At 71.7% G+C, this 24,858-nt stretch carries 20 protein-coding genes; 12 read left to right on the top strand and 8 right to left on the bottom strand.

Annotated features, from left to right (window positions below; all coding sequences use genetic code 11):
- Window positions 1-2: 2 nt before the first annotated feature.
- Window positions 3-1,235, top strand: coding sequence for a glucose-1-phosphate adenylyltransferase (glgC, locus tag ACGF5C_RS19965; RefSeq protein WP_350706479.1), 1,233 nt, complete (start codon window positions 3-5; stop codon window positions 1,233-1,235).
- Entirely contained in the window at window positions 1,232-2,878 is a 1,647-nt protein-coding gene (gene pgm, locus ACGF5C_RS19970; RefSeq protein ID WP_393303590.1) for a phosphoglucomutase (alpha-D-glucose-1,6-bisphosphate-dependent), read from the top strand. Before glgC ends, pgm begins: the two co-directional genes overlap by 4 nt.
- A 142-nt stretch (window positions 2,879-3,020) precedes the next feature.
- Here the strand turns inward: pgm and ACGF5C_RS19975 are convergent, their stop codons facing one another.
- Window positions 3,021-3,950 (bottom strand): NAD(+)/NADH kinase, encoded by a 930-nt coding sequence (locus ACGF5C_RS19975; RefSeq protein WP_393303592.1) that lies wholly within the window; start codon window positions 3,948-3,950, stop codon window positions 3,021-3,023.
- A 36-nt stretch (window positions 3,951-3,986) separates the two neighbouring features.
- The gene (locus tag ACGF5C_RS19980; RefSeq protein WP_393303594.1) at window positions 3,987-4,931 is read right to left on the bottom strand and encodes a hypothetical protein; all 945 of its coding nucleotides are present in this window, start codon (window positions 4,929-4,931) and stop codon (window positions 3,987-3,989) included.
- Between the two features lie 578 nt (window positions 4,932-5,509).
- On the opposite strand from ACGF5C_RS19980, the gene ACGF5C_RS19985 reads away from it, so the two are divergent.
- Window positions 5,510-6,061 (top strand): acyltransferase, encoded by a 552-nt coding sequence (locus tag ACGF5C_RS19985; RefSeq protein ID WP_393303596.1) that lies wholly within the window; start codon window positions 5,510-5,512, stop codon window positions 6,059-6,061.
- On the opposite strand, the gene ACGF5C_RS19990 is transcribed toward ACGF5C_RS19985, so the two are convergent.
- Window positions 5,953-7,233 (bottom strand): glycosyltransferase, encoded by a 1,281-nt coding sequence (locus ACGF5C_RS19990; protein WP_393303598.1) that lies wholly within the window; start codon window positions 7,231-7,233, stop codon window positions 5,953-5,955. The genes ACGF5C_RS19985 and ACGF5C_RS19990 overlap by 109 nt on opposite strands.
- A 115-nt stretch (window positions 7,234-7,348) precedes the next feature.
- On the opposite strand from ACGF5C_RS19990, the gene ACGF5C_RS19995 reads away from it, so the two are divergent.
- The 4 genes from ACGF5C_RS19995 (at window position 7,349) to ACGF5C_RS20010 (ending at window position 12,443) form a co-directional block, all read left to right on the top strand.
- Window positions 7,349-8,494, top strand: coding sequence for a glycosyltransferase (locus tag ACGF5C_RS19995; protein ID WP_393303600.1), 1,146 nt, complete (start codon window positions 7,349-7,351; stop codon window positions 8,492-8,494).
- The gene (locus ACGF5C_RS20000; RefSeq protein ID WP_393303602.1) at window positions 8,491-9,753 is read left to right on the top strand and encodes a glycosyltransferase; all 1,263 of its coding nucleotides are present in this window, start codon (window positions 8,491-8,493) and stop codon (window positions 9,751-9,753) included. Before ACGF5C_RS19995 ends, ACGF5C_RS20000 begins: the two co-directional genes overlap by 4 nt.
- A gap of 134 nt (window positions 9,754-9,887) precedes the next feature.
- Window positions 9,888-10,820 (top strand): NAD-dependent epimerase/dehydratase family protein, encoded by a 933-nt coding sequence (locus tag ACGF5C_RS20005; RefSeq protein ID WP_393303604.1) that lies wholly within the window; start codon window positions 9,888-9,890, stop codon window positions 10,818-10,820.
- Window positions 10,821-10,982: 162 nt separating this feature from the next.
- Window positions 10,983-12,443 carry a lipopolysaccharide biosynthesis protein gene (locus ACGF5C_RS20010; protein WP_393303606.1) on the top strand — a complete coding sequence of 487 codons (1,461 nt, stop codon included), beginning with the start codon at window positions 10,983-10,985 and terminating at the stop codon, window positions 12,441-12,443.
- Window positions 12,444-12,630: 187 nt separating this feature from the next.
- Here the strand turns inward: ACGF5C_RS20010 and ACGF5C_RS20015 are convergent, their stop codons facing one another.
- A complete protein-coding gene (locus tag ACGF5C_RS20015; protein WP_393303608.1) occupies window positions 12,631-13,716 on the bottom strand; it encodes a hypothetical protein in 1,086 nt (361 codons plus the stop codon).
- Window positions 13,717-14,508: 792 nt separating this feature from the next.
- Between ACGF5C_RS20015 and ACGF5C_RS20020 the strand changes: the two genes are divergently transcribed.
- The 4 genes from ACGF5C_RS20020 to wecB are packed head-to-tail and all read left to right on the top strand — an operon-like array spanning window position 14,509 to window position 19,026.
- Complete coding sequence (locus ACGF5C_RS20020; RefSeq protein ID WP_393303610.1) at window positions 14,509-15,549, top strand: polysaccharide biosynthesis protein; 1,041 nt, start codon at window positions 14,509-14,511, stop codon at window positions 15,547-15,549.
- Window positions 15,543-16,670 (top strand): NAD-dependent epimerase/dehydratase family protein, encoded by a 1,128-nt coding sequence (locus ACGF5C_RS20025; protein WP_393303612.1) that lies wholly within the window; start codon window positions 15,543-15,545, stop codon window positions 16,668-16,670. The genes ACGF5C_RS20020 and ACGF5C_RS20025 overlap by 7 nt, the downstream gene beginning before the upstream one ends.
- A complete protein-coding gene (locus tag ACGF5C_RS20030) occupies window positions 16,667-17,905 on the top strand; it encodes a glycosyltransferase family 4 protein (protein WP_393303614.1) in 1,239 nt (412 codons plus the stop codon). The genes ACGF5C_RS20025 and ACGF5C_RS20030 overlap by 4 nt, the downstream gene beginning before the upstream one ends.
- Complete coding sequence (gene wecB / locus ACGF5C_RS20035; protein ID WP_393303616.1) at window positions 17,902-19,026, top strand: non-hydrolyzing UDP-N-acetylglucosamine 2-epimerase; 1,125 nt, start codon at window positions 17,902-17,904, stop codon at window positions 19,024-19,026. The genes ACGF5C_RS20030 and wecB overlap by 4 nt, the downstream gene beginning before the upstream one ends.
- A gap of 141 nt (window positions 19,027-19,167) precedes the next feature.
- On the opposite strand, the gene ACGF5C_RS20040 is transcribed toward wecB, so the two are convergent.
- From ACGF5C_RS20040 to ACGF5C_RS20055, 4 genes are all read right to left on the bottom strand, one after another.
- Window positions 19,168-21,039: a polysaccharide biosynthesis protein gene (locus ACGF5C_RS20040; RefSeq protein ID WP_393303618.1), complete on the bottom strand. Its 1,872-nt coding sequence runs from the start codon at window positions 21,037-21,039 to the stop codon at window positions 19,168-19,170.
- A gap of 147 nt (window positions 21,040-21,186) precedes the next feature.
- Window positions 21,187-21,831, bottom strand: coding sequence for an acetyltransferase (locus tag ACGF5C_RS20045; protein WP_393303620.1), 645 nt, complete (start codon window positions 21,829-21,831; stop codon window positions 21,187-21,189).
- The gene (locus ACGF5C_RS20050; protein WP_393303622.1) at window positions 21,828-22,976 is read right to left on the bottom strand and encodes a DegT/DnrJ/EryC1/StrS family aminotransferase; all 1,149 of its coding nucleotides are present in this window, start codon (window positions 22,974-22,976) and stop codon (window positions 21,828-21,830) included. The genes ACGF5C_RS20045 and ACGF5C_RS20050 overlap by 4 nt, the downstream gene beginning before the upstream one ends.
- Window positions 22,973-23,680 carry a sugar transferase gene (locus ACGF5C_RS20055; RefSeq protein WP_393303624.1) on the bottom strand — a complete coding sequence of 236 codons (708 nt, stop codon included), beginning with the start codon at window positions 23,678-23,680 and terminating at the stop codon, window positions 22,973-22,975. Before ACGF5C_RS20055 ends, ACGF5C_RS20050 begins: the two co-directional genes overlap by 4 nt.
- A gap of 217 nt (window positions 23,681-23,897) precedes the next feature.
- On the opposite strand from ACGF5C_RS20055, the gene ACGF5C_RS20060 reads away from it, so the two are divergent.
- Window positions 23,898-24,857 (top strand): DUF389 domain-containing protein, encoded by a 960-nt coding sequence (locus ACGF5C_RS20060; RefSeq protein WP_393303626.1) that lies wholly within the window; start codon window positions 23,898-23,900, stop codon window positions 24,855-24,857.
- Window position 24,858: the final 1 nt, after the last annotated feature.

Below are 24,858 nucleotides of genomic sequence, written 5' to 3' on the forward strand. Positions count from 1 at the left end.
ACATGGCTGCCAAGGTGCTCGCGATCGTCCTGGCCGGCGGAGAGGGCAAGCGCCTGATGCCGCTCACCACGGACCGGGCCAAGCCGGCCGTTCCGTTCGGCGGGATGTACCGCATGGTCGACTTCGTCCTTTCCAACCTGGCGAACGCCGGCTATCTGAAGATCGTCGTGCTGACCCAGTACAAGTCGCACTCGCTGGACCGGCACATCACCAAGACGTGGCGGATGTCGACGCTGCTCGGCAACTACGTCACCCCCGTGCCGGCGCAGCAGCGGCGCGGCCCGTGGTGGTTCGCCGGCTCCGCCGACGCGATCTACCAGAGCTTCAACCTGATCAACGACGAGCAGCCGGACCACGTGATCGTCTTCGGCGCCGACCACATCTACCGGATGGACCCGCGGCAGATGGTGGAGGACCACATCGCCTCCGGCGCCGGGGTCACGGTGGCCGGCATCCGGCAGCCGCTGTCGACGGCCGACCAGTTCGGCGTGATCGAGGTCGGCGAGGACGGCCGGCGGATCCGGGCGTTCCGCGAGAAGCCCACCGACGCGGTCGGCCTGCCCGACGCCCCCGACCAGATCTACGCCTCGATGGGCAACTACGTGTTCAGCACGAAGGCCCTCTGCGAGGCGGTCGAGCGCGACGCGGAGGACAAGACTAGCAAGCACGACATGGGCGGCAGCATCATCCCGATGCTGGTCGAGCGGGGCGAGGCCAACGTCTACGACTTCCGCGACAACGAGGTGCCGGGCAGCACCGACCGGGACCGCGGCTACTGGCGCGACGTGGGGACGCTCGACTCCTTCTACGACGCCCACATGGATCTGATCAACGTGCACCCGGTGTTCAACCTCTACAACTTCGAGTGGCCGATCTACACGGAGCAGCCGCCGTACCCGCCGGCGAAGTTCGTGCACCAGTGGGGCGAGCGGGTCGGCCGGGCGGTGGGATCGATGGTCTCGCCCGGCGCGGTGATCTCCGGCTCGCTCGTGGAGAACTCGGTCGTGTCGCCGAAGGTGAAGGTGCACTCCTGGGCCCACGTGGACGGCGCGGTGCTGATGGAGGGGGTGGACATCGGCCGGCACGCGGTGGTCCGCCGGGCCATCCTCGACAAGAACGTGGTCGTGCCCGAGGGAGCCGAGATCGGCGTCGACCTGGAGAAGGACCGGCAGCGCTACACCGTCTCGGACAACGGCATCGTGGTGATCGGCAAGGGACAGAAGGTGGAACCGTGAGCAGTCATCCCCGGGCCGGCAAGCCCGCCCAGCCCGCCGACCTGGTCGACGTGCCGCGGCTGGTCACCGCCTACTACGCCGAGCACCCCGACCCGCAGGACCCGGCGCAGCAGGTCTCCTTCGGCACGTCCGGGCACCGCGGGTCGAGCCTGCGCAACGCGTTCAACTCCGACCACATCCTCGCGGTCACCCAGGCGCTCTGCGACTACCGCCGCGAGCGGGGCCTGGACGGCCCGCTGTTCGTCGGCCGCGACACCCACGCCCTCTCCGCCCCGGCCGCGGTGGACGCGCTGGAGGTGCTCGCCGCCAACGAGGTCACCGTGCTGATGGACAGCCGGGACGGCTACACGCCCACCCCGGCGGTGTCGCACGCCATCCTCACCCACAACCGGGGGCGCACCAGCGGGCTGGCCGACGGCATCGTGATCACCCCGTCGCACAACCCGCCCGACGACGGCGGCTTCAAGTACAACCCCACCCACGGCGGGCCGGCGGACACCGACGTCACGAAGTGGATCCAGGACCGGGCCAACGCCATCCTGGCCGACGGGCTGAAGGAGGTCCGCCGGATCCCCTACGCGCGGGCCCGCGCCGCCGACACCACCGGGTCGTACGACTTCCTCGCCGGCTACGTCGACGACCTGCCGGCGGCGATCGACGTCGACGCGATCCGCGACGCCGGGGTGCGCATCGGCGCGGACCCGCTCGGCGGGGCGAGCGTCGCCTACTGGGGCGAGATCGCCGAGCGGCACCGACTGGACCTGGCCGTGGTCAACCCGACCGTCGACCCCACCTGGCGGTTCATGACCCTCGACGGCGATGGCAAGATCCGGATGGACTGCTCGTCGCCGAATGCGATGGCCTCGCTGATCGCGGCCCGCGCCGACTACCAGGTCTCCACCGGCAACGACGCCGACGCCGACCGGCACGGCATCGTCACCCCCGACGCGGGCCTGATGAACCCCAACCACTACCTCGCGGTGGCGATCGCCCACCTGTTCCGCACCCGGACGAACTGGGGGCCGGCCGCCGCGGTCGGCAAGACCCTGGTCTCCTCGTCGATGATCGACCGGGTCGCCGCCGACCTGGGCCGCCCGCTGCTGGAGGTGCCGGTCGGCTTCAAGTGGTTCGTCCCCGGGCTGCTCGACGGCGCGGTCGGCTTCGGCGGCGAGGAGAGCGCCGGAGCGTCGTTCCTGCGCCGCGACGGGGGCACCTGGACCACCGACAAGGACGGCATCCTGCTCTGCCTCCTCGCCGCCGAGATCATCGCCACCACCGGCCGTACGCCGAGCCAGCACTGGGCGGAGCTGGCCGAGCGCTTCGGCGCGCCCGCGTACGCCCGGATCGACGCGCCGGCGACCCGGGAGCAGAAGGCCGTGCTCGGCAAGCTCTCGCCGGAGCAGGTGACCGCCACCGAGCTGGCCGGCGAGCCGATCACCGCGACCCTCACCGCCGCCCCGGGCAACGGCGCGCCGATCGGCGGGCTCAAGGTCACCACCGACTCCGGCTGGTTCGCCGCCCGGCCGTCCGGCACGGAGGACGTCTACAAGATCTACGCCGAGTCGTTCCAGGGGCCGAAGCACCTGGAACGCATCCAGCAGGAGGCGAAGGACCTGGTGACAGAGGTGCTCAAGCAGGCCTGAGCGCGGGGCAATCCGCGGCCGGTCACGGGAGATCAGAAAGATCTACGGCGTCACCGCCGGGTGACGGAACGAAGGATCCTGGCGGAGATCCGCCCCACGAGGGGCAATTCCGTACCCGGTTGCTCCGGCACCCGGCGCCGGTTCAGCGCGGTGGGGGGAGTTTGCGGCGGTTGAGCTGCTCGCGCAGCCCCTCTGGCAGCAGCTCGCGGAGCTGCTCGGGGAGCAGCGGCAGGTCCAGCAGGCTGAGCTTCAGCTGGTTGCGCTCCTGGTAGCGGCGGGGGTCCAGCCGTACCACCAGCCCTGCCTCCCGGCGGTAGCTGATGTCGATCGCCCCCTCGGTGGCCGCCTCCCGGATGACCAGCCCGTCCATCTCCACCGCCACCGGCGCGGAGCCCGGCGTCAGCTCCAACCGGATCTTCTCCTCCGGGGACAGGACCACTGAGCGGGAGATGCCGGCCATCGGCGCCGACGGGGTGACCACCACCGCCTGCGTGGCCGGGGAGACCAGCGGGCCACCCGCCGCGTAGCTGTACGCGGTCGAGCCGGTCGGGGTACTCACCACCAGCGCGTCGCAGCGGTAGTAGCCGTAGCGCTGGCCGTCCACGGCGAGGGTCGCCGTCACGAACCCGGAGCCGGGCTGGCGGACCAGCGCGACGTCGTTGAACGCGACGATGTCGTCCCCGCAGACGTCGCAGGCCAGACAGCTGTGCGCCTCCACCGTGAAGTTCTTGTTGGCGAGCCGGTCCAGCGCCTCCAGCAGCTCCGGCGGCTCCACCTCCACCAGGAACCCGAGCTTGCCCAGGTGCACCCCGAGCACCGGCTTCGGGTCACGCACCACGGACCGGAGCGCCCCGAGCATCGTGCCGTCCCCGCCGATGCTGATCAGTGCGCTCACATGCTCGGCCAACTCCTCGGCGGGCATCGCCTCCACCGTCGCCGGCACCCGGTGCCGGTCCTCGGTGCGCACGACGAGCCCCGTGTGGTGCCGGGCCGCCCAGTCGGCAATGATCGAGACGATCCCGGTGGCGTCCCGCGTCGGGTGAAGCACCAGCCCGAGCAGGGTGCGGTCCATGCCTCCACCTCACCACATCCGGCCGGGCGCTGCCGGTCACCGGGCCAGATGCCGCACGATCGCCTCGCTGAAGACCGCCTCGATGTCGCACCGCTCCTGGACCTGCCGCCAGTCGCCGCCGTCGCGCACGTGGTAGTGGGTCGACTCCTCGGCGGTCACGGTCCCGAAGTGCAGGCACTGGAACTCGATGAGGTGGAACTGGGTGCCGTCGAAGCCGATGTCCAGCGAGACCAACGGGGTGCCGAGCGTGTCCGCCACCTGCTCGGCGTAGTCGAGCAGGGCTTCGCGGTCCACGCCCCCGTCGCTGTGGAAGTCGAAGTCGCCGCTTCCGCTCGCTCGGAAGTCGCCGGCACGGTTGCGCCGGTAGAGCGTGTAGTAACGCTTGCCGAGCCGGAGCACCTTGAAGTCGCCGGCCAGTCCTGGGATGAAGTTCTGCACCACGAACTTGTGCCGGTGCAGCGAGTGGGGGTGGTGCTCACGCCGCAGCGCGCGCTTGGCGTGCTCTCGTACCCCTGCCCACAGGTCGGCGACCCGGCTGAAACGTCGCGCCACGCGGATCAGTTCCGCGTGGTCGGCCGCCAAGGCGACGAACGTCGACCCCGCGCCGTACGCTGCCTTGACCACCTTCGGCCACGGCCCGTCGAGGGCGGTGGACGCCAACTCCTCCAGCGTGCCGAAGGTGCGAGTGTGCAGCCCGGCCGCCTCCTTGGGGAAGAGTTGGAAGCGCAGTGCCTCCATCATCGCCTTGTTGTGGTGCGCGCGCAGGAAGCGGTAGCTCGGGATGGTCCTCGCCCCGGCCGTCTCCAGCGCGAGGACGAGGTCCTCGATCCAGCTCTTGTAGAGCAGCCCGGCATCCTCTGAGGAGGTGTACAGCACGGGAACGCCCTGAAGGTCCGCGCCAAGGTCCAGTTCGGCCAGCGGGATCACCTCCGGGCGCAGCCCGGCGTCACTGAGGCGCCGGCACACCCGATCGACGTCCATCGTGCACAGGCCGTGCCGTGTGCGGGCCGTCGAATAGAAGGTGCCACGGTAATCGGTCAGGATCAAAACTCTGGCCATACCGCATTTTCGGTGACGGAGTCGTTTCGGGGCGTGATAATCGTCGGCGTGGCGCGAGGTTAGGCGGGTTAACCGGGCCCACCGGGCTGGTTGTCTGCTCGCGCGTCACCCGTTCGAGGGCCGCGCCAGCCATCCGATGGATCTCAGGCCGGGGCCGGTTATCCGGAAGACCTGGCGCCGCCGCACTCAGATCACAACGACATCCGAGGTGGACGACAGGTGTTGCGCAGGTATCGGGATCTTGGTCGTGGCCCGGGCGTCGAGTGGGCGTCGGCTCCGGGGGACGTTGCGGCGGACCGGCCGCTGCGGTCGACGCCGGCATGGTGGCGAGCGACGACAGGGAGCGCGGCCTGATGCGGGTGGACGCGAGGCGGCCTGGTCGCGTCCTCGGTCTGGTGGCGCGGCTGGTTGACCGGGTCGTCACCACTGGCTCGCGGGCCCGCCGGGCGATACACGGGCTGGCCGTGGCTGACCGGTTCGGCGCGCGGGGTGACGGATTCGTGTTTGATCCGGACGGCGTCTACACCTTCGAGACGATCGAGGTAGGGCGCAACGTGGACCTCGGACACCGTCCGGTGATCATGGCTGCCCGGTCCCGGATACAGATCGGCGACAACGTGATGTTCGGCCCGGAGGTCACCATCCGGGGTGGCAACCACCGGGTGGACCAGATCGGCGTACCGATGATCGAGGTCACGAAGGGGCCGGGCGACGAGGACCACGATCGTGGTGTGATGATCGGCGACGACGTCTGGGTCGGCACCCGCGCGGTCATCCTGCATGGGGTCACCGTCGGGCGCGGTGCGGTGATCGGAGCCGGTGCGGTCGTCACCCGGCCGGTGCCGCCGTACGCGATCGTGGCCGGCAGCCCGGCACGGGTAGTCCGGCTACGCTGGCCGGTCGAGACGATCGCCGCCCACGAGCGCGCCCTCTACCCCCCGGATCAGCGGCTGACAGTAGCCGAGTTGGCTTCGCTTACCGAGTTCGCCGTGCCGGAGCCGCGCCCCGCGCCGGCAATGAAGTCGCGCACGGCCGGCGTCCAGGAGCGGTAGTCGAAGTCCCTCGCCCGATCCCGGGCGGCCTGGCTCATCCGTCGCCACTCGTCGTCGTCCAAGGCGAGCGCCCGCAGCAGGCCGTCGTGGACGTCGTCCGGGGTCGGTCCAGCCAGCACGAGCCCTTCGCGCCCCTCCGTGACGTACCGAGCGAGGTCACTTGTGTGGTTCAGCAGCACTGGGCACCCGGCGGCCAGGCTCTCCGGCACCTTCGACGGGAAGCCCGCCCTCGAGTATCCGACGTCGGGGCGGACGAGGACCGAGAAGTGTGCGCCGCCCAGCTCGGCCAGGATGCGCTCACGCGGCACCCGGCCCAGGTAGGTGATCTGCCCGGCGAGGTCCACTAGGCCGTGGGCGTCCAGGTCGGACAGTTCGGCGGCCTGGTCGCGAGTCATGCCGGCGATCGTCAGACGGACCCGGTCACGCTCCGCCGCGGGCAACTGCCGGATCCCCTCCACCACGACGGCCAGCAGGTCCTTGGCGCCGGCGGTGCCGGCGTAGAGCAGGCGCAGGCCGCCCTCCAGCGAGGGCGGCGCGGGGGACGCGTAATTGGCGCAGTCGACCTGCGGCGGTACCACGAGTGTGGGTCGCCGGTGACCGAAATCGCCGTGGAGCGCGGTGGAGATCGCGATGATCCGGTCGGCCAGCCGGGCCGCGAGCAACGCCTGCCACCGGTGTCGGACGAAATGTGGGCTGAGTCGGCCCAGGCTGAACTGCGGCGCGTCGTGCCGCTCCATCACATCGACGGTGATCGGACGGCGCACCACGAGTCGGAGAACTACCCAGGTGGTCAGATTCCACAGCCCCAGCGGCAGGAGGACACCGTCCAGATCGCCCCGTCGTACGCCGGCTCGGCGCAGTGCGGCGAGCACCCGAAGCGGGCGGCGCTGGCGGTGCCACCAACGGGCCACCTTGCCTCCCGTGCTCGGCGGGAGAGTCAGGAGCTGGACCTCCGCCGGCAGCGGCGGATCCACGGGTGGCCGGGTCCCGTCGGCGGGCCAGTCGTTGACCACCACGACGGTGGCGCCAGGTGGAGTCGCCGAACGGGCCAGGTGCAGCAGCCGGTTGGACATGGCATCGCCGTGCGGAAACCGGTACGCCGCCAGCGCGAGGAGGCGGGGGGTGCCGGGACCGGCTGGGTCGAGCGGGCCCGCCACCGGTGGCTGGGACATGAGCTACCCCGTTCAAGGAAATTGTTCCTGTTAATCCGATATCGCCCGATAGTCTAGATCGCCGATATCGCCCGCTGCCGGCCCCCACGCCGGAACGCGTCGGATTGGAGTTCCTGTGCGCCCGAGCATCGCCGTCGCCGGTCTCGACCATTCGCCACCCGCTGCTCGCACCCGCCCGGTCGTGGTCCAGCACTCCGCCGGACGGCCGGGAGCGAACGGCCCCCTGACCGTCGTCGAGCGGGTGCTCGCCTCCCGGCTCGGCGACGAGTACGACTTCGTGCGGATGCACCAGGACCGGGGCAATGGCGGCCTCGACGTGCCGCTGCTCCGCGAGTGGGTGGCGCTGCTGCGCCGCCTCCGGCCGGACCTGGTGCACGTTCGGGGCCTGCAGAACGAAGGCTTTCTCGGCGTCCTCGCCGCACGTCTGGCCCGCTGTCCGCGGATCCTGGTCACGGTGCACGGCACCGTCCGCGATCTGCGCCAGGGCGGCCGGCCGCTGCGGCGTGGGCTGCTGGTGCACGGCGCGGAGCCGTTCACCCTGCGGGCGGCCACCCACGTCGCGACCGTCTGCGAGTACGCCGCGGGAAGGGACTTCCTGCGCGGTTGCCGGGACCGGTTCGTCGGGGTGATCCCGAACGGTGTGCTGGTGCCGGAGGAGCCCGTCCCCCGCGAGCGGGTCCGCGGCGAACTCGGCCTGCGGCCCGACGACGTCGTGATGATTACGGTCGCCAGGCTGACCTGGGAGAAGGGCTACGGAGTGCTCGCCGACGCCCTGCGCCGGTTGCCGACCGCCGCCGGTCGCCGGGTGCTGCTCGTGGCCGGCGACGGTCCGGACCGCCCCGCGATCGCCGAGGCGCTGGGCGCCGCCGCCGCGGCAGGCCCCGACGCGCTCGACGTGCGCCTGCTCGGCTCCCGAGCCGACGTCCCGGATCTGCTGGCCGCCGCCGACCTGTTCGTCTTCCCGACGCTGCACGAGAACCTGTCCAACGCGCTGCTGGAGGCGATGGCCCACGGACTGCCGGTGGTGGCGAGCGCGGTCGGAGGCAACGTGGAGGTGCTGCGCGACGGAGCCGGTGTGCTCGTGCCCGCCGGCGATCCGCGGGCCCTCGCCGACGCCGTGGCTTTCCTGGTGGCCAGCCCGACCGCCCGGGTCGAACTCGGTGTCCGGGCGCGCGGCCGGGTCCGCGAGCGGTACAGCCTCGACCGCATGCTTGACAACCTCGACGGGGTCTACCGCCGGATCCTGGCGGTGGGCCGGTGACGGCCCCGCACGGCACCCGTGTGACGCTGCTCGGGTTCACCGTGCCGGACGACGTGCTCGCGGACGTCACCGCACGCGACGTCGTGCACGCCACCCAGACCCACACCCTCGCCTGGGGGCTGGTTGCCGCGCTGCGCGCCGCGGGTTGCCGCGTGAGCCTCCTCTCCGCCGCGCCCGTCTCCACCTGGCCGCGCAACCGCCGGCTGCTGTTCCGCGGCGGGCGGTTCCACCACGACGGGGTCGAGGGCCGACTGCTGGGCTTCGTCAATGTGCTCGGCGTCAAGCACCTGACGCGCTTCCTCGCCGCCCGCCGGCGGCTGGCCGCTTCGCCAGGCGCGGGAGAGGTGTTGCTCGTGCACGGCGTGCACGCCCCGTTTCTGTGGGCCGGTGCGCTGGCCGCGCGGCGGCGCGGGGTCCGGGTCGTACCCGTGCTCACCGACCCGCCGGGCGTCGCCCTTCCCACCGACGGGCGGTTGGTGCGGCTGCTGCGCCGGCTCGACGTCGCCCTGGTCCGGGCCGCGTTGCGGCGCTGCGCCGGGGTGATCGCGCTGACCGGGCCACTCGCCGAGGACTTCGCGCCCGGGCGTCCCCACCTGGTCATGGAGGGGATCTTCCACCCGCCCGCCGGGGTCCGCCCCCGTGTCGAGGCCGCCCCGGACGTCCGTGAGGTGGTGTACGCGGGAGGGCTCAGTCGCGCGTACGGCGTGGACCGCCTGGTGGCGGCATTCCGTGCGCTGCCCGACCCGGACCTGCGGCTGCTGCTGTTCGGCCGGGGAGAGTTGACGCCCTGGCTGCGCGAGCAGGCCGCCGCCGACCCGCGGATCGTGCCTCCGGACCTGCTCGACCGGGACGTGCTGGCCGGGCGCCTCGCGCGGGCGGCGGTGCTGGTCAACCCCCGTCCGGTCGCGCAGGGTTTCGTGCGCTACTCGTTCCCGTCCAAGACCATCGAGTACCTGTCGGCCGGGGTGCCGGTGGTCAGTACCCGGCTCCCCGGCATTCCCGCCGACTACCTGCCGCACCTCGTGCTCGCCGAGCCGGACACGGTCGACGGTCTCCGTGAGGCGCTGACCCGCGCGTTGGCGCTTCCGCCCGGGGAGGTGACCCGGCGTGGGGTGGCCGGCCGGGAGTTCCTCCGCCTGACCCGCAGCCCCGTGGCGCAGGGGCGGCGGGTGCACGACTTCCTGGCCTCCCTGGCCGCGTCGCCGGACGCCTCCCCGCCGGGCCGCTCGGCCGTGGCGCCCGTCGCGTCCGGGCGCTGACCTCATGGATGAGCGCAGGACGTACGTCCTTGTTTGCGTGACTTATCACCTGTCGTGCTCGTTGTCCCGTTGGTGATCGCGCCGGCGTCGGGCCGGGGGCACCGGTGGAACGGGGGACGACCGTGAAGGTAGTGGTGACGGGCGGTGCCGGCTTCATCGGGGCCAACCTGGTCCGGGCGCTGCTGGACGCGCCGGAGGTCGCCTCGGTCGTCGCGGTGGACGACCTCTCCACCGGTCTCCTGGAAAACCTGGACGGCCTGCCGGTGCCGCTCCTCCGCGGCACCGTTCTCGACCCCGACCTGCTGGACGAGGCGTTCGCCGGCGCCGCCAGCGTGGTGCACCTCGGCGCACTGGGCTCGGTGCCCCGGTCCATCGACCGCCCGCTGCCGAGCCACCACGCGAACGCCACCGGCACCCTGATGGTGCTCGAGGCGGCGCGCCGGCACGACGTCGGGCAGGTGATCATGGCCTCGTCCTCCTCCGTCTACGGCGCGAACCCCGTGCTGCCCCGGCAGGAAGGGCTGCGCCCGATGCCGGTCAGCCCGTACGCCGTCTCCAAGCTCGCCGCCGAGGCGTACACCGTCGCCTACGCGAGTTGCTACGGCTTGCCGGTGCTGCCCTTCCGCTTCTTCAACGTCTTCGGCCCCCGGCAGGCGGCCCACCACGCCTATGCGGCAGTGGTGCCCCGGTTCGTCACCGCGGCCCTGGCTGGGCAGCCGCTGCGGGTGCACGGCGACGGGCGGCAGACCCGCGACTTCACCTACGTCGGCAGCGTCACCTCGGTGATCGTCGACGCGGTCGTCCGCCGGGTGTCCGCACCGGACGTGGTCAACCTCGCCTTCGGCGCACGGATCTCGCTGCTGGAGGTGATCGCTGACCTGGAGGACATCCTCGGCCGGCGACTCGAGGTGATCCGCGAGCCTCCGCGGCCGGGCGACGTCCGGGACTCGCAGGCCGACTGCGGCCGGTTGTACGAACTCTTTCCCACGGTACGGCCCACCCCGCTGCGGGTCGGTCTGGAGCAGACTGTGTCCTGGATGTCCGGACGCGTACTGGCCGGCCAGTAGGGACCGGTGAAAGCCGGAGGCGGCAGGTGATGGAGCCACACGCCATCGACCGCGTCGTGGCGGGCGCCGGGGCCGCCAACGACGTTCCCGGGCTCGATGGGTGACCAGCCCGCCATGCGTGCAGCCCATCCGCCAGCCGGCGCCGAGGATCAGCAAGGTGTGGTGGGCACGCCGTCTCAGCAGGCAGCGGCGGACCCGGTGGAGCAGGCGGACCATGAGGCAGCGCGACGCTCGCGCGGCCGGGCCCTGGTCGCGGGCATCGCCTCCTCGCTCGGTGGCAAGGCCGTCGGCCTGGTCGCGCCGTTGTTGATCACGCCACTCGCGTTCACACACCTCGGCGCCGAGCGTTACGGCATGTGGATGGCCGTCACGTCGCTGACGAGCATGGCACTGTTCGCCGACTTCGGACTCGGCAACGGCCTGCTGACCCGACTCGCCCGGCTGTACACCGCAGGGGACCGGTCCGCGGCCGCGCGCGAGATCGCGAGCGCGTACGCCCTGCTGGGATGCCTCGCCGCGGTGCTGCTCGGCGTGCTGGCGGCCACCGTGCAGATAGTCCCGTGGTCCGCCCTGCTCAACGTCACCCATCCGGACGTGGCCCGCGACGCCCGGGCCGTGGTCCTGCTCTGTTTCGGTTCCTTCCTCGTCAACATCCCTCTGGCGCTGATTCAACGTGTCCAGTACGCCCATCAGCAGGTCGCGCAGAGCAACCTGTGGCAGGCAGTCGGCAGCCTGGTGTCGGCGGGCCTGGTGGTCGCCGGAGCCGTCGCCGACGTCGACCCGGTCCTGCTGATCGCCGGAGCGGTGCTGGCGGTGCCTCTGATGAATGCCGCCAACACACTCTGCTACTTCGCCTGGCAGAACCCGGACCTGCGGCCCCGGCCACGGTACGTGCGCGGGCTCGCCGTACGAGGGCTGCTCCGGTTGGGGCTGCGGTTCTTCGTCATTTCCGTGCTCAGCTCCGTCATCCTCAACGTTGACGGCTTCCTGGTCGGCCGGGTCCTCGGCATGACGTCGGCAGCGAACTACGCGGTGGTCATGCGCGTGTTCAGCGTGCTCGCGCTCTTTGTCACGCTGGTCAATCTTCCGCTCTGGCCAGCCAATGGCGAGGCGTTGGCGCGTGGCGACGTCACGTGGGTGCGTCGGAACACACGTCGGATGTCGTGCCTGTCCGCCGTCGTGGTGGCGCTACCGGGGCTCGGTCTTGTCCTGTTCGGAAACGACGTCCTCCGGTTCTGGATCCGGTCGGAGGAACTCGCGCACGTACCGGTGCCGCTGTTGGTCGCACTCGCCGTGTACTCGGTGCTGATCGCGGTGGCGTCCCCGATCTTCATGGTCCAGAACAGCATCGGGCTGCTCCGCCCTCAGTTCGTGGGGTGGCTCGCCTGTCTCGCCGTCGCGATACCCCTCAAGGTCTTCCTGGCCGGTCGGATCGGCCTGTCCGGTGTGGCCGTGGCGTCGGTCGTGTCGTACGGAGCGACGGTCTTTCCGGCGGCAGTCGTCGGCTACCGCAGGGCGCTCGCCGTGACGTCCTCGAAGAGGCGGATCGACCCCGGGCCGATGGAGCCGGCCTCGTACCGCCCGCGACATCGTCACCGTCAGCCGGCGCGCCCCGGCCGGTGATCGGGCCGCTTCCGCAGGCCCCGCGGTGTGGATCCGCGCGGACCGGCCAGGGCACCCACGAGAACCGCACATCCCTTGGTGCCGCCCCATGCCGATGGCCGGATCGTAAACCCCGGCTGTAGCTCGTGAGGCCAATCGCCAGCTTGGCTTCGGGCCTGAGATCGCCGCTGTTCTGGACAGCCCGTGGCTACCCGAGCCTGTGGATGCGAGTGGGCTCCACGACCCGCGTGGATGCCTCTGCACCTGCATCGGCCGGCGGCTGCCCCGTCCGGCGGCGGTGGGTCGGTGACAGCAAGTAGAGCAGGAGCAGAGTGGCGACGCCGATCAGCCCTGGGCGGGACATCCCCAGCTGGTTGTTGGCAGGGATGTAGCCGATGAGCAGGACAAGTTGCACGAAGATCAGGGTGGGCAGGAGCCGTTTGGAGACGACCGACTCGCGCCAGGTCCTGGCGAAGAACCAGCCCAGCAGCGCCATGAAGAGAATGGTGCCGGGAAACGTCAGATCCGAGGCGAGCCAGGGGTAGATGGTCGACCAGTACAGCCCAGCCGGCCATCCCGTCCGCTCCTCGGTGCGTTGAAGATAGGTGGGATACCGGTCGGCATCCACGCCCAGGTACTGGCTGCCGTAGGAGGCCAGGGCTGGTGTGCTTCCCATGCCGTGCGACCAGGAGAAGGGCGTGTCGAGGTTGTAGGCGAGTCCGAGATAGCCGTGTGTCGGGTAGTGGACGACTGCCGCTACGCCGCTCGCGAGATGCGGGCCCACGATCCGTTCCACAGTCGAGCTCGCCTGGATTCGGTCCTGGGTCCCGAACCACGCGGCCCGGTCCGCCTGGTTGTTCACCATGTAGCCGCAGAACAGTGCCGCAACGACCGCGACCAGGATGGTGGCCCGCCGGCGTCGACCTCCGTGACGTGTCCGGTCCCTCGCGCGTGCCGACGCGATCAGGAGACCACCGGCGATCATCAGGACAACGTCGCCGAGACCCTTCATGGTCCCGATGTAGAGGAAGAAGACCGAATAGGTGTCGATGCCGGCGAGCCCGAGAAACCGTACGCCGGTCGTCAGACGCCGCCAGTGGATGACCAGCACCGGGACGAGCACGGTGCCCAGCACGCCGAGCAACGTCAACACCTGGATGGCGGCGTTGGTCCGCCCGGTGTCCTGCTGGGCCTGGTAGACCGAGAACTTGCTGGCGTACGCCTGAGCGGGGTCCTGGATGCTGGCCCAGATGCTGCCGGGACCGGTCGCACCGTACTCGCCGAGCAGCGCCACTCCGAGGGCGATGTAGTAGACCCCCCCGGCCACGACCAACTGTCGGACGCGCTGGCTGTCCTGGGCCCGCGTCGTCCTGGTTGTCCCGATCGTTCCGGACGGCGGATGGTCAGGGCGTAGCCGGCGGCAACGCGGCGGTAGCGGCGAACACGAAGAGGCAGAGCTTTTCAGGATTCGGGACCTGCGTGGCGAACGTTCCCGTCCAGAACAGACCGAAGGTCCCCAGCATCCACGCGACAGCCAGGAGCAATGGAAGCCATGCCCGCGATCACCGATGAAAAGGAGGTTCGGAGTTCTCCTGCCGCCTTTCGGGGGACAGGACCGTCGTCTGCGGGGCCATTCGTGGTGCCATCGTCGTCATTCGGACCGCTGTCCCGCCTTCGTCTGCTCCGCCCGGCATCTCCCGACGGCTCCCGCTCACTGACCCCGTTGCGAACCATGTCGGACGGCCGGGTGCCGGGTCGGACCAGGATCGCGGCGATCATGCGCGCCCAGTGCAACGTCGATCGGTCGGTCCGAGGGTCCCGGTCGGCTCGCCTGGCCGGTGCTTGTGCCTCGATGGGTGTTATAGCAACCTGGAAACAGGCATGTTGCCTGTTTCGCCAAACATGGTCCCCTCTTGTCATGCCGGCCTGCGTCCCTCGGCCTGGCGTCGCAGGGGATCGGGCTGAACGGTGCTTCGTCCCGTTTGGCCGTTTCTGGACTCCCTCCTACTCGTTGCCCGATTGTGACCGCCGCTCCGGCACCGGCGCGCGGCGTCGCGATCCGCCCACACGAGACGGGAAGCAAGCTGTGACTATCTCGACCACCGGCCGCCGGGTCCTCATCACCGGCGGCACGGGTTCCTTCGGCAAGACGATGGTGCGCCGGCTCCTCGACCGCGGCGTCGGCGAGGTCCGGGTGCTCAGCCGCGACGAGGCCAAACAGGACGACATGCGCCGCGTGCTCGGCGACGACCGGGTCCGCTACCACGTCGGGGACGTGCGCGACTACGACTCGGTCCTGCGGGCCAGTCGGGGCATCGACTACATCTTCCACGCGGCGGCCCTGAAACAGGTCCCGTCGTGCGAGTTCTTCCCGCTGGAGGCGGTGCGTACCAACGTTCTGGGGAGCGCCAACGTCATCGAGGCGGCGGAGCGCAACGGGGTGGGCTCGGTGGTCGTCCTGAGCACCGACAAGGCCGTCTACCCGGTCAATGCGATGGGCATGAGCAAGGCCCTGATGGAGAAGGTGGCCCAGGCGCACGCCCGGAACAACCCGAACAGCGCCACCACGGTCTCCTGCGTCCGGTACGGCAACGTCATGTACTCGCGCGGCTCGGTCATCCCGCTCTTCATCGAGCACATCAAGGCGGGCCGGGCGCCCACGGTGACGGACCCGGGGATGACCCGGTTCCTGATGTCGCTGGCCGACTCGGTGGAGCTCGTCGAGCACGCCTTCCAGCACGCCCGGCCCGGCGACATCTTCATCCGCAAGGCCGCCGCCTGCACCATCGGCGACCTCGCCGAGGCGGTCTGCGAGCTGTTCGACGTGCCCGCCAAGCTCGACGTGATCGGCGTACGGCACGGCGAGAAGCAGGACGAGACGCTGGCGAGCCGGGAGGAACTCGCCCAGGCCGACGACTTCGGCGACTTCCTCCGGGTGCCGCTGGACGCGCGCGACCTGAACTACGCGCTCTACGTGGACGAGGGCGAACTGGGTGTGGGGCCGACGGAGGACTTCAACTCGGCGAACGCACCACGGATGGGCGTACCGGAGATCATCGAGCTGCTGAAGACGCTGCCCGAGGTGCGCGCGGAGCTGGCCCTGCGGGACCCGGTGCTGGCATGCTGAGGCTCGCGGTCACGGGAGCCGGCGGCTTCCTGGGCTGGCACGTACGGGTGCTGCTGCGCGTCCTCGGCTGGCCGGAGCCGGTCGTCGTCACCCGGGCAGAACTGGCCGACCCCCAGCGGGTCGCGGCGAAGGTCGGCGGGGTCGACCGGGTGCTGCACCTGGCCGGGGTCAACCGGGGCGAGCCGGCGGACGTGTCCGCCGGGAACGTGCAGCTCGCGGCGCAGCTCGCGCAGGGTCTCAAGCACTGCCCGACGCCGCCCGGGACGGTGGTCTTCGCCAACTCGGTGCAGGCCGGCAACGGTACGCCCTACGGCGACGCGAAAGCCGCCGCCGCCGGCATCCTGGCCGACACGGGCCTGCCGGTCGACGACGTCCTGCTGCCGAACCTGTACGGGGAACACGGGCGGCCGTTCTACAACTCCGCGGTCGCGACCTTCTGTCGGCTGCTCGCCGAGGGCGGCCAGCCGGAGGTGCACGCCGACCGGGAGCTGAGCCTGGTACACGTCACCGACGCGGCGGCCCGACTCGTCGGCGTTCCGGCCGGGGGATCGTGGGATCCGGCCATGCCGGCGCTGCGGATCGGCGTGCGGGCCCTCGCCGGCCGGCTCGCCGACGTCGCCGCCACCTACCGGACGGGAGAGATCCCGGCTCTGCTGGACCGGCACGACGTCCGGCTGTTCAACACGTACCGGTCGCACTGCTTCCCCGCGCACTATCCGCTGGCGCTGCCGCGTCGGGCCGACACCCGGGGCGAGCTGGTCGAGACGGTCAAGGCGCACGGTGGAGGCGGCCAGACCTTCTGCTCCACGACCCGTCCCGGCATCACCCGGGGCGAGCACTTCCACCTGGCCAAGATGGAGCGGTTCGTCGTGCTGCACGGCACGGCCGAGATCAGCCTGCGCAGGGTCGGCGACACCGAGGTGGTGCGGTTTTCCGTCTCCGGCGACGAGCCGGTGCTGGTGGACATGCCCACCATGTGGGTGCACAAGCTGGTCAACACGGGATCGGACGAGCTGGTCACCATGTTCTGGACGAACGAGGTGTTCGACCCGGACCGGCCGGACACCTGGCCCGAACCGGTGGAGGCCCCCCGGGCGGAGCAGCCGGTGGTCGACGCGTGAGGATCGGCCTGGTCAGCCAGTGGTATCCGCCGGAAGGAGTGTTCATCCCCGGCAACCTGGCGCGCCAGCTGGCGGAGCGGGGCCACGAGGTGCGGGTGCTCACCACCTTTCCGAGCTACCCGCACGGCCGCATCTTCCCGGGCTGGCGGCAACGCTGGCGGCACACCGAGGCTGACGGCCCGGTCGCCGTCCGGCGGGTCCCCGCCTATCCCAGCCACGACACGTCCGCCGCCCGGCGCGCGCTGAGCCACCTCTCCTTCGGGGCCAGCAGCGCGCTGGGCGGCGTCCGTTGGTTGGCCGGCGCCGACGTCACCTACGTCTACCACCCGCCGCCCACCTCGTTCGCCGCGGCGGCGATCGCCCGCGCGGCCCGGCGTACGCCGATCGTGCTCCACGTGCAGGACCTGTGGCCGGAGTCCGTGCTCGGGTCGGGCATGGCACCGACCGGCCGGGCCGGCCGGGCGTTGCAGCGGGGGATCGCCGCGCTGATGCGCGCGACGTACCGCCTGGCCAGCGCCGTCGTGGTGATCTCGCCGGCGATGGCCGATCTGGTGGTGGCCCGTGGCGCGGACCCGGACCGGGTGCGGGTGGTGTGGAACTGGACCGACGACGCGCTGTTCCGGCCGGTGCCGGCCACCGACGCGGCCCGCGCGGCGCTCGGCCACCGTGGACGCTGCACGGTGATGTTCGCCGGCAACATCGGCCTGTTGCAGGGCATCGAGACCGCGATCCGGGCGGCGGCCGCTGCCCGCGACCGGATCGACCTGGTGCTGGTCGGCTCTGGCGCGGACGAGGACGCCGCCCGGCGGCTCGCCGCAGACCTCGGCGCCGACAACGTCCGCTTCGTCGGCCGGCGTCCGGCCGAGCAGATGGCCGAGCTGTACGCCGCCGCGGACTGGCAGCTCGTCTGCCTGCGCGACCTGCCCGCGTTGCGCGGCAGCATCCCGTCGAAGCTGCAGGCCGCCCTGGCCTGCGGCGCCCCGGTGATCGCCTCCGTGGGCGGCGACGCCGCGGCCCTGGTCCGCTCGACCGGCGTCGGGCTGGTCTCCCCGCCGGGGGACTGGCAGGCGCTCGCCGCGCGGTTCTCCGTCGCGGCGGCCGAGTCCCCGGCGGCGCGGGCGGAGCTGGGTCTGCGGGCCCGGCGCGTCTACCAGGAGCGCATGTCGCTGCGGGTGGGCGTGGACCAGTTCGAGGACATCATGAGCAAGCTGGCAGCAGAGAGAGGACGGGCATGACCCGGATCATGACGGTGGTCGGCACCCGACCCGAGATCATCCGGTTGTCCCGGGTGATCGCCCGGCTCGACGACACGGTGGACCACCTGCTGGTGCACACCGGGCAGAACTGGGACAGCACGCTCTCCGACGTCTTCTTCAAGGAGCTGCGGCTGCGCGAGCCGGACCGGTTCCTGCGGGTGGACACCTCGTCGCTCGGCCGCGTGCTGGGCGGCGTGCTGGTCGGCATGGAGGCGGCCATCGCCGAGACGCGGCCGGACGCGCTGCTCGTGCTCGGCGACACCAACAGCTGCATCGCCGCGCTGATGGCCCGGCGGATGCGGGTGCCGGTCTACCACATGGAGGCCGGCAACCGCTGCTTCGACCTGAACGTCCCGGAGGAGACGAACCGGCGGCTGGTCGACCACGTCGCCGACTTCAACCTGGTCTACACCGAGCACGCCCGGCGCAACCTGCTGGCCGAGGGGCTGCACCCGCGCCGGATCCTGCACACCGGCTCGCCCATGCGGGAGGTGCTGGAGCACTACCGGTCGGACATCGCCGCGTCGGCGGTCCTGCGGCAGCTCGACCTCGCGCCCGGCCGGTACTTCGTGGTCAGCGCGCACCGCGAGGAGAACGTCGACCAGCCGGCCCGCCTCCAGCGTCTGCTCGACTGCCTCAGGGCGGTCCGTGACCGGTGGGGGTATCCGGTGCTGGTCTCCACGCACCCGCGTACCCGCAAGCGGTTGGAGGCGTTGGCGCCGGACGCGACCGCCCTGGAGGGGATCGCGTTCCACGAGCCGTTCGGCCTCTTCGACTACGTGCACCTCCAGACCAGGGCCTACTGCACGCTCTCCGACAGCGGCACGATCAGCGAGGAGGCCGCGATCCTCGGCTTCCCCGCCGTGACGCTGCGCGAGTCGATCGAGCGTCCTGAGGCGTTGGACGCCGGCGGGATCATTATGACCGGGCTCGACCCGCAGGGCGTGGTCGAGGCGGTCGAGGTGACCGTGGACCAGGTCGCCGCCCAGGGGGTGCCGTGCCCGGTCGACTACCGGGTCCCGGACACCTCCCGTCGGGTGGTCGACTTCATCCTCTCCACCGTTCGGCGGCACCACGACTGGGCGGGCATCCGCCGCTGAGGTAACGACGAGGCCGGCGACCGGAGCCCGGTCGCCGGCCTTCTCGTGCCCCGTGCCGACAGGACCCGCCGCGGGCCCGTAGTAGGCCTGGACGTGTGGACGCCGCCGACCCGGCGGGTCGGCGGCGTCCACGGAGAGACCTCAGCGGGACAACGGAACCTGCACCGAGGCGGCGTGGACAGGTCCGGTCGGGTGGGCACAGAGCTGGGCGAGCTGGGCGACGACCTTCTCGGGGGCGTCGTACGGGTCGAGGCCGCTGACCTCCATCGGGTCCAGCGCGGGCACCGCCACGTGCGAGACCAGCGGGTGCAGCGGCCGGGTGTCGACCTCCCCGGTACCGAAGAGGTCCTCGTGCAGCTTCTCGCCGGGCCGCAGCCCCGTGTAGACGATCGGCACGCTGCTGTCCGCCTGCTCGGCCATCTGCCGCGCCAGGTCGGCGATGCGGACCGGCTCGCCCATGTCCAGCACCAGCGCCTCCCCGTCCCGGCCGATCTCGGCGGCCTGCAACACCAGGTGCACCGCCTCCTGCACCGTCATCAGGTAGCGGGTCACCTCGGGGTGCGTGACGGTGAGCGGTCGGCCCAGCTCGATCTGCCGTTGGAACGCCGTCACCACCGAACCGCGGCTGCTCAACACGTTGCCGAAGCGGACGCTGAGGAAGGTGCCGGGGAAGCGGGAGGCGGCGTGCGCGGTCAGCCGTTCGGTGATCCGTTTCGAGTAGCCGAGGACGCTGATCGGGTCGGCCGCCTTGTCGGTGGAGATGTTGACGAACCGGGCGACGTCGCGGCAGGCGTCGAGCACGGAGAGCGTGCCCCAGACGTTCGTCTTCACCGCCTCGCCGGGGTGCCGCTGGAGCAGCGTGAGGTGCTTCAGCGCGGCGGCGTGGAAGATGACCTCAGGCCGGCGCTCGCGGATGATCCGTCGGATCCCCTCGTCGTCCCGAAGGTCGGCGAGGATCAGCTCGGGGCCGTCCAGCAGGGCCCGGCCGGCCAGTGACATCTGGAGGGCGTGCAGGGCCGACTCGTCGCGGTCGAGCATCATCAGCTCGCCCGGGTCCGCCTTCATCACCTGCCGGCACAGCTCCGAGCCGATGGAGCCGCCGGCGCCGGTGACCAGGATCCGTCGGCCGGTGAGCCCGCTGGTGCTCATCGGCATGTCGGCCACCACCTGCCGGCGCCCGAGCAGGTCGCCGATCTGCACGTCGCGGACGTCGGTGACGGTGATCCGGTGGTCGACGAGGTCCCGGACGGGGGGCAGCACCTTGAACGCCGCCCCGGTCCGCAGCGTGGCCTCCCGGATCTGCCGGATCAGCGCGGCGTCGGCGTTCGCGACGGAGAAGATCACGGTCGTCGCACCGGTACGCCGGACGGCCTCCGGGACGTCCCGCCGGCCGCCGAGCACGCGTACTCCGCCGATGCGCAGGTCCCGCTTGTCGGGGTCGTCGTCGAGGGCGCCCACGGGCCGGTACCGTCCGCGCGGGTCGCTGAGCATGGCCCGCAGCAGTCCCTGCCCGGCGTCGCCGAGCCCGAACAGCAGCACCGGGTTCGAGGACCGGACGTCCGGTCGCATGGCGAGGTCGCGGCGATGCCGGTAGGTGAACCGGGCGGCGAGCATGAACAGCAGCGCCAGGGCGCCCCCGACCAGCGGGGCGCTCGCCGGCACCGGCCGTACGCCGGCCGGGAGCAGCCCGACCAGCAGGATCGCGGCGGTGGTGGCCGCGGTGCCGGCGACCCCCTGCACCTCCTGGAGGCTGCCCAGCGGGTGGCGTCCGGAGTAGATCCGGCGCACCGCCGCGACGGCCACGTGCACGACGGCGGCGAGGGCGCCGCAGGCGACGGCGCGCGCGAGCTGGCCGGGCGTCAGGTCGAACTCGTAACGGAACCAGACCGCGGCGACGAACCCGCAAACCCAGGCGGTGCTGTCGGTGGCGAGAAATCCGATGGTCCGGCGCCGCGCCCTGGACCGGTGTGACCCCTGCTCGCTGAGTCGGGTCGTCTCTGTCTCCGGCGGCATATGTGCTCCCTGTCCGTCTCCGACCGCTTCCGCCGCGGGGCGGAAGGAGCTTTGAGCTCCTTTAGTTGATACATGCCCGAAAGCGATGTTTGGGAGTTTTCGGGTTTGATGACCGAATTTTGCCCAAGGAGTCGAGGTCGTGTCGGGTCAACGGGCGGGTACGCCCTTGACGACGACGCCGTCCGGCACGTCCCGGACGACGCAGGCGCCAGCTCCGACGGTGCTGTGCCGGCCCACCCGCAGGCCCTGCAACACGGCTGCGGTCGTGCCGACGAGCACCCCCTCCGCCAGGTGGCAGTCGCCGGAGACGGCGGCGAGTGGGTTGACCGACACGAAGTCGGCGAGGGTGCAGTCGTGGCCGACGGTGGCGTTCTGGTTGAGGTGCACGTGCCGGCCGACGGTGACGTTCGTGGTGACGCGGGCCCCGGCGAAGGCGACGAATCCGGGACCGTGCACGGTGTCCGGCCCGATCGTCGCCGCCGGGTGTACGAGGCTCGCCGCCGGCACGCCGTACGCGTCGACGCGCCCCGCGACGGCCCGCCGGACGCGCGGGTCGCCGATGCCGATGACGTGGTGCGTTTCCGGGGGTGCGTCGCGCAGCCAGGCGACTCCGCCGAGGTAGGGGACGTCGAGCCGCTGCACCCGCTTCAGGTTCTCCTCGGACGGGCGGTCGTCGACGAACCCGAGGAGCCGCCAGCGGCGCCGGCCGGCTGCGGCGTCCGCCGCCCGGGCGATCGTCAGGACCTCCCGGCCGTGGCCACCGCAGCCGACGACCACCAGGGGAGTCGTCACGCCGTCGACGCCCCCGCCCGCACCGTCAGGAACTCGTCCACGGCGGCGAGGACGCGGCCGATCTGCGCCTCGTCAAGGACGCTGCCGCTCGGCAGGGCCAGCCCGTCGGCGAACAACCGCTCCGCCACGCCGGTGACGAGACGCTCGGCGTCGGCGTACGCCGGTTGCAGGTGCATCGGTTTCCAGACCGGTCGGGTCTCGATGTCCCGCAGGGCCAGGTGGGCCGCCAGGTCGGCGGCCCACCACCCGGACCGTTCCGGATCGACCACGATGGTCGTCAGCCAGCAGTTGGAGCCCGCGTCCTCCATGCCGATCAGGCGTACGCCGGGGACCGGGGCGAAAAGCTTGGCGTACCGGTCGCGAAGCTGCCGGCGCCGGGCGATCATCCCGTCCAGCCTGACGAGTTGGGCGCGGCCGAGCGCGGCGAGCAGGTTGCTCAGCCGGTAGTTGTAGCCCGTCTCGCGGTGCTCGTAGTGCGGCGTCGGTTCGCGGGCCTGGGTCGCGAGGTGACGGGCCCGGGCCAGCAGGGCCGTGTCGTCGGAGACGAGCATGCCGCCGCCCGACGTGGTCATGATCTTGTTGCCGTTGAAGGAGAGGATGCCCGCCTGGCCGAAGGAGCCGGCGGGCCGGCCGCGATGGGTGGCGCCGAGGGCCTCGGCGGCGTCTTCGACGATCGGGACGCCCGCCGCGTCGCAGACCGGCAGCAGCGCGGTGTAGTCGACGCAGCTGCCGAAGAGGTCCACCGGGACGACCGCCCCGACACGCTGGCCCCGGAAGGTCAGATTTCGGATCAGCTCGGCGACGAGGGTGACGTCGACGTTGCCGGTGTGCGGGTCGCAGTCGACGAAGACCGGTCGGGCGCCGGCGTACCGGACCGCGTTCGCGGTCGCCACGAACGTCAGCGTCGGCACGATGACGGCATCCCTGGGCCCGACTCCCACCCCGAGCAGCGCCAGGTGCAGCGCGGCCGTGCCGGAACTGACGGCAACGGCCCCGCGGGTGCCCACCCGCGCAGCGACCTCGCACTCGAACGCGTCGAGGTCCGGCCCGACGGGCGCGACCCAGCCGGACCGCAGGGCCGCGACGACGTACGACTCCTCCAGCGGCCCGACGTCGGGCGGGGACAGGTGGATGGTCCGGCTCATCGGCCACCTCCGGCGGGAACGGTCAGCTCGGCCTCCCGGCCCGGCGCGGCGGGAACGAGCGAGGGCGTGCCGAGGAACTCGGGCGCGGTGGCCGAGCCCGCCGCGGAGATCCCCTCGCGGCGCAGCACGGTGCGGACGGTCGCGGCGAGGATCGACAGGTCCAGCCGCAGGCTGCGATGGTCGACGTACCAGACGTCAAGGTCCAGCTTCTCCTCCCAGCCCAGGCTGTTGCGTCCACGTACCTGGGCCAGCCCGGTGACGCCCGGCCTGACCTCGTGCCGGCGGGCCTGGGTGGGGGAGTAGCGCGGCAGGTAGTCGGTGAGCAGGGGACGGGGGCCGACCAGGCTCATGTCGCCGCGCAGCACGTTCCACAGCGTCGGCAGCTCGTCCAGGCTGGTGGAGCGCAGGAACCGCCCCAGCGGCGTCAGCCGGTCCCCGTCGCGCACCCGTCCCCGCCGTGGATCGGGCGGAAGCATGGTGCGGAACTTGACCAGCTCGAACACCTGGCCGTGCCGGCCGGCGCGCGGCTGCCGGAACAGCACCGGCCGGCCGAGCCCCGCGGCCACCAGCGCCGCCACCACGAGGACGAGCGGCGCGGTCAGCACCAGCAGCACCACGGCTGCCGCCAGGTCGATGGCCCGCTTGAGGCCCTCCGGTCGGGCCCGCTCCGCCAGATCCCCCGGCGCGTTCACGGAACCATGCACGCTGTCGACCTCCCAGCCAATCGAGTCATCACGGAACAGACAGGTTGTATCAGGCATGAAAGCGTCAAGAGGCCATAATCACGACACTAGGTCCTGATCCCGACAGGTCAACCGGCCAACCGTCCGTCAGGACTCGGCCGGCTACCAAGACGTGACCTTCCATCCGGCCCGACCGGCAGTAGAGTGCTCGACCGTCGACAGGGCGAGGGGGAGGGCCGTGCTGCACCTGAGGGTGATCGCTCCACCGGACCAGTCCGCCGCGGTGGCCGAGCTGCTGGCCGCCGACCCCGGGGTGACCCATCTGGCCGTGCTCGCCGGCGCCGCCCGCCAGCCCGAGGGCGACCTCATCCTCTGCGACGTGGTCCGGGAGAGCGCCGACGGCGTGCTGCGCGACCTGCGGCAGCTCGGCGTGGAGGCACGCGGGGCCATCGCGGCCGACGACGTGGAGCTGGCCATCTCCGCGGCGGCGGACCGGGCGGCCCGGACGGCGCCCGGCAGCGGCGCGGACGCGGTGGTCTGGGACGAGATCGCCGCCAAGACCGGCGAGCAGACGGAACTGTCCGCCACCTACCTCGTGCTGATCACCGTCGCCACCATGCTCGCCGGCATCGGCGTCCTGCTCGACCAGCCGATCCTCATCGTCGGCGCGATGGTCGTCGGCCCCGAGTTCGGCCCCCTGGCCGCGCTCTGCGTGGCGCTGCTGCGCCGCAGGCTGCCGGTCATCGCCCGGTCGGTGCAGGCGCTGGTGGTCGGCTTCCTCGTCGCCATGGTGGTCACCGTGCTCAGCACCTGGGCGCTGACCGCCGCCGGCCTGGTCGACCGCGGGATGCTGCTGGCCGATCGCCCGCTCACGGACTTCATCTGGCGGCCGGACGCGCTCTCCTGGGTGGTCGGCCTGCTCGCCGGTGTGGCCGGCATGCTCTCGCTGACCTCGAAGAAGTCCGGCAGCCTGGTCGGGGTGCTGATCTCGGTGACCACGGTGCCGGCCGCCGCGAACGTGGCCGTCGCCGCCGCGTACGGCGTCTGGCACGAGGCGGCCGGCTCGGCCCTCCAGTTGGTGATCAACCTCTGCGCGATCGTGCTCGCCGGCCTGGTCACGCTGGTGGTGCAGCAGTCGTGGTGGTGGTACCTGGCCCGGCGCGGCCCCGGGCACCGGCTCGGCCGGGCCCGTCGCTGAC

Origin of the sequence: Micromonospora sp. NPDC047620, assembly GCF_043205005.1 — a bacterium.
GTDB lineage: Bacteria > Actinomycetota > Actinomycetes > Mycobacteriales > Micromonosporaceae > Micromonospora.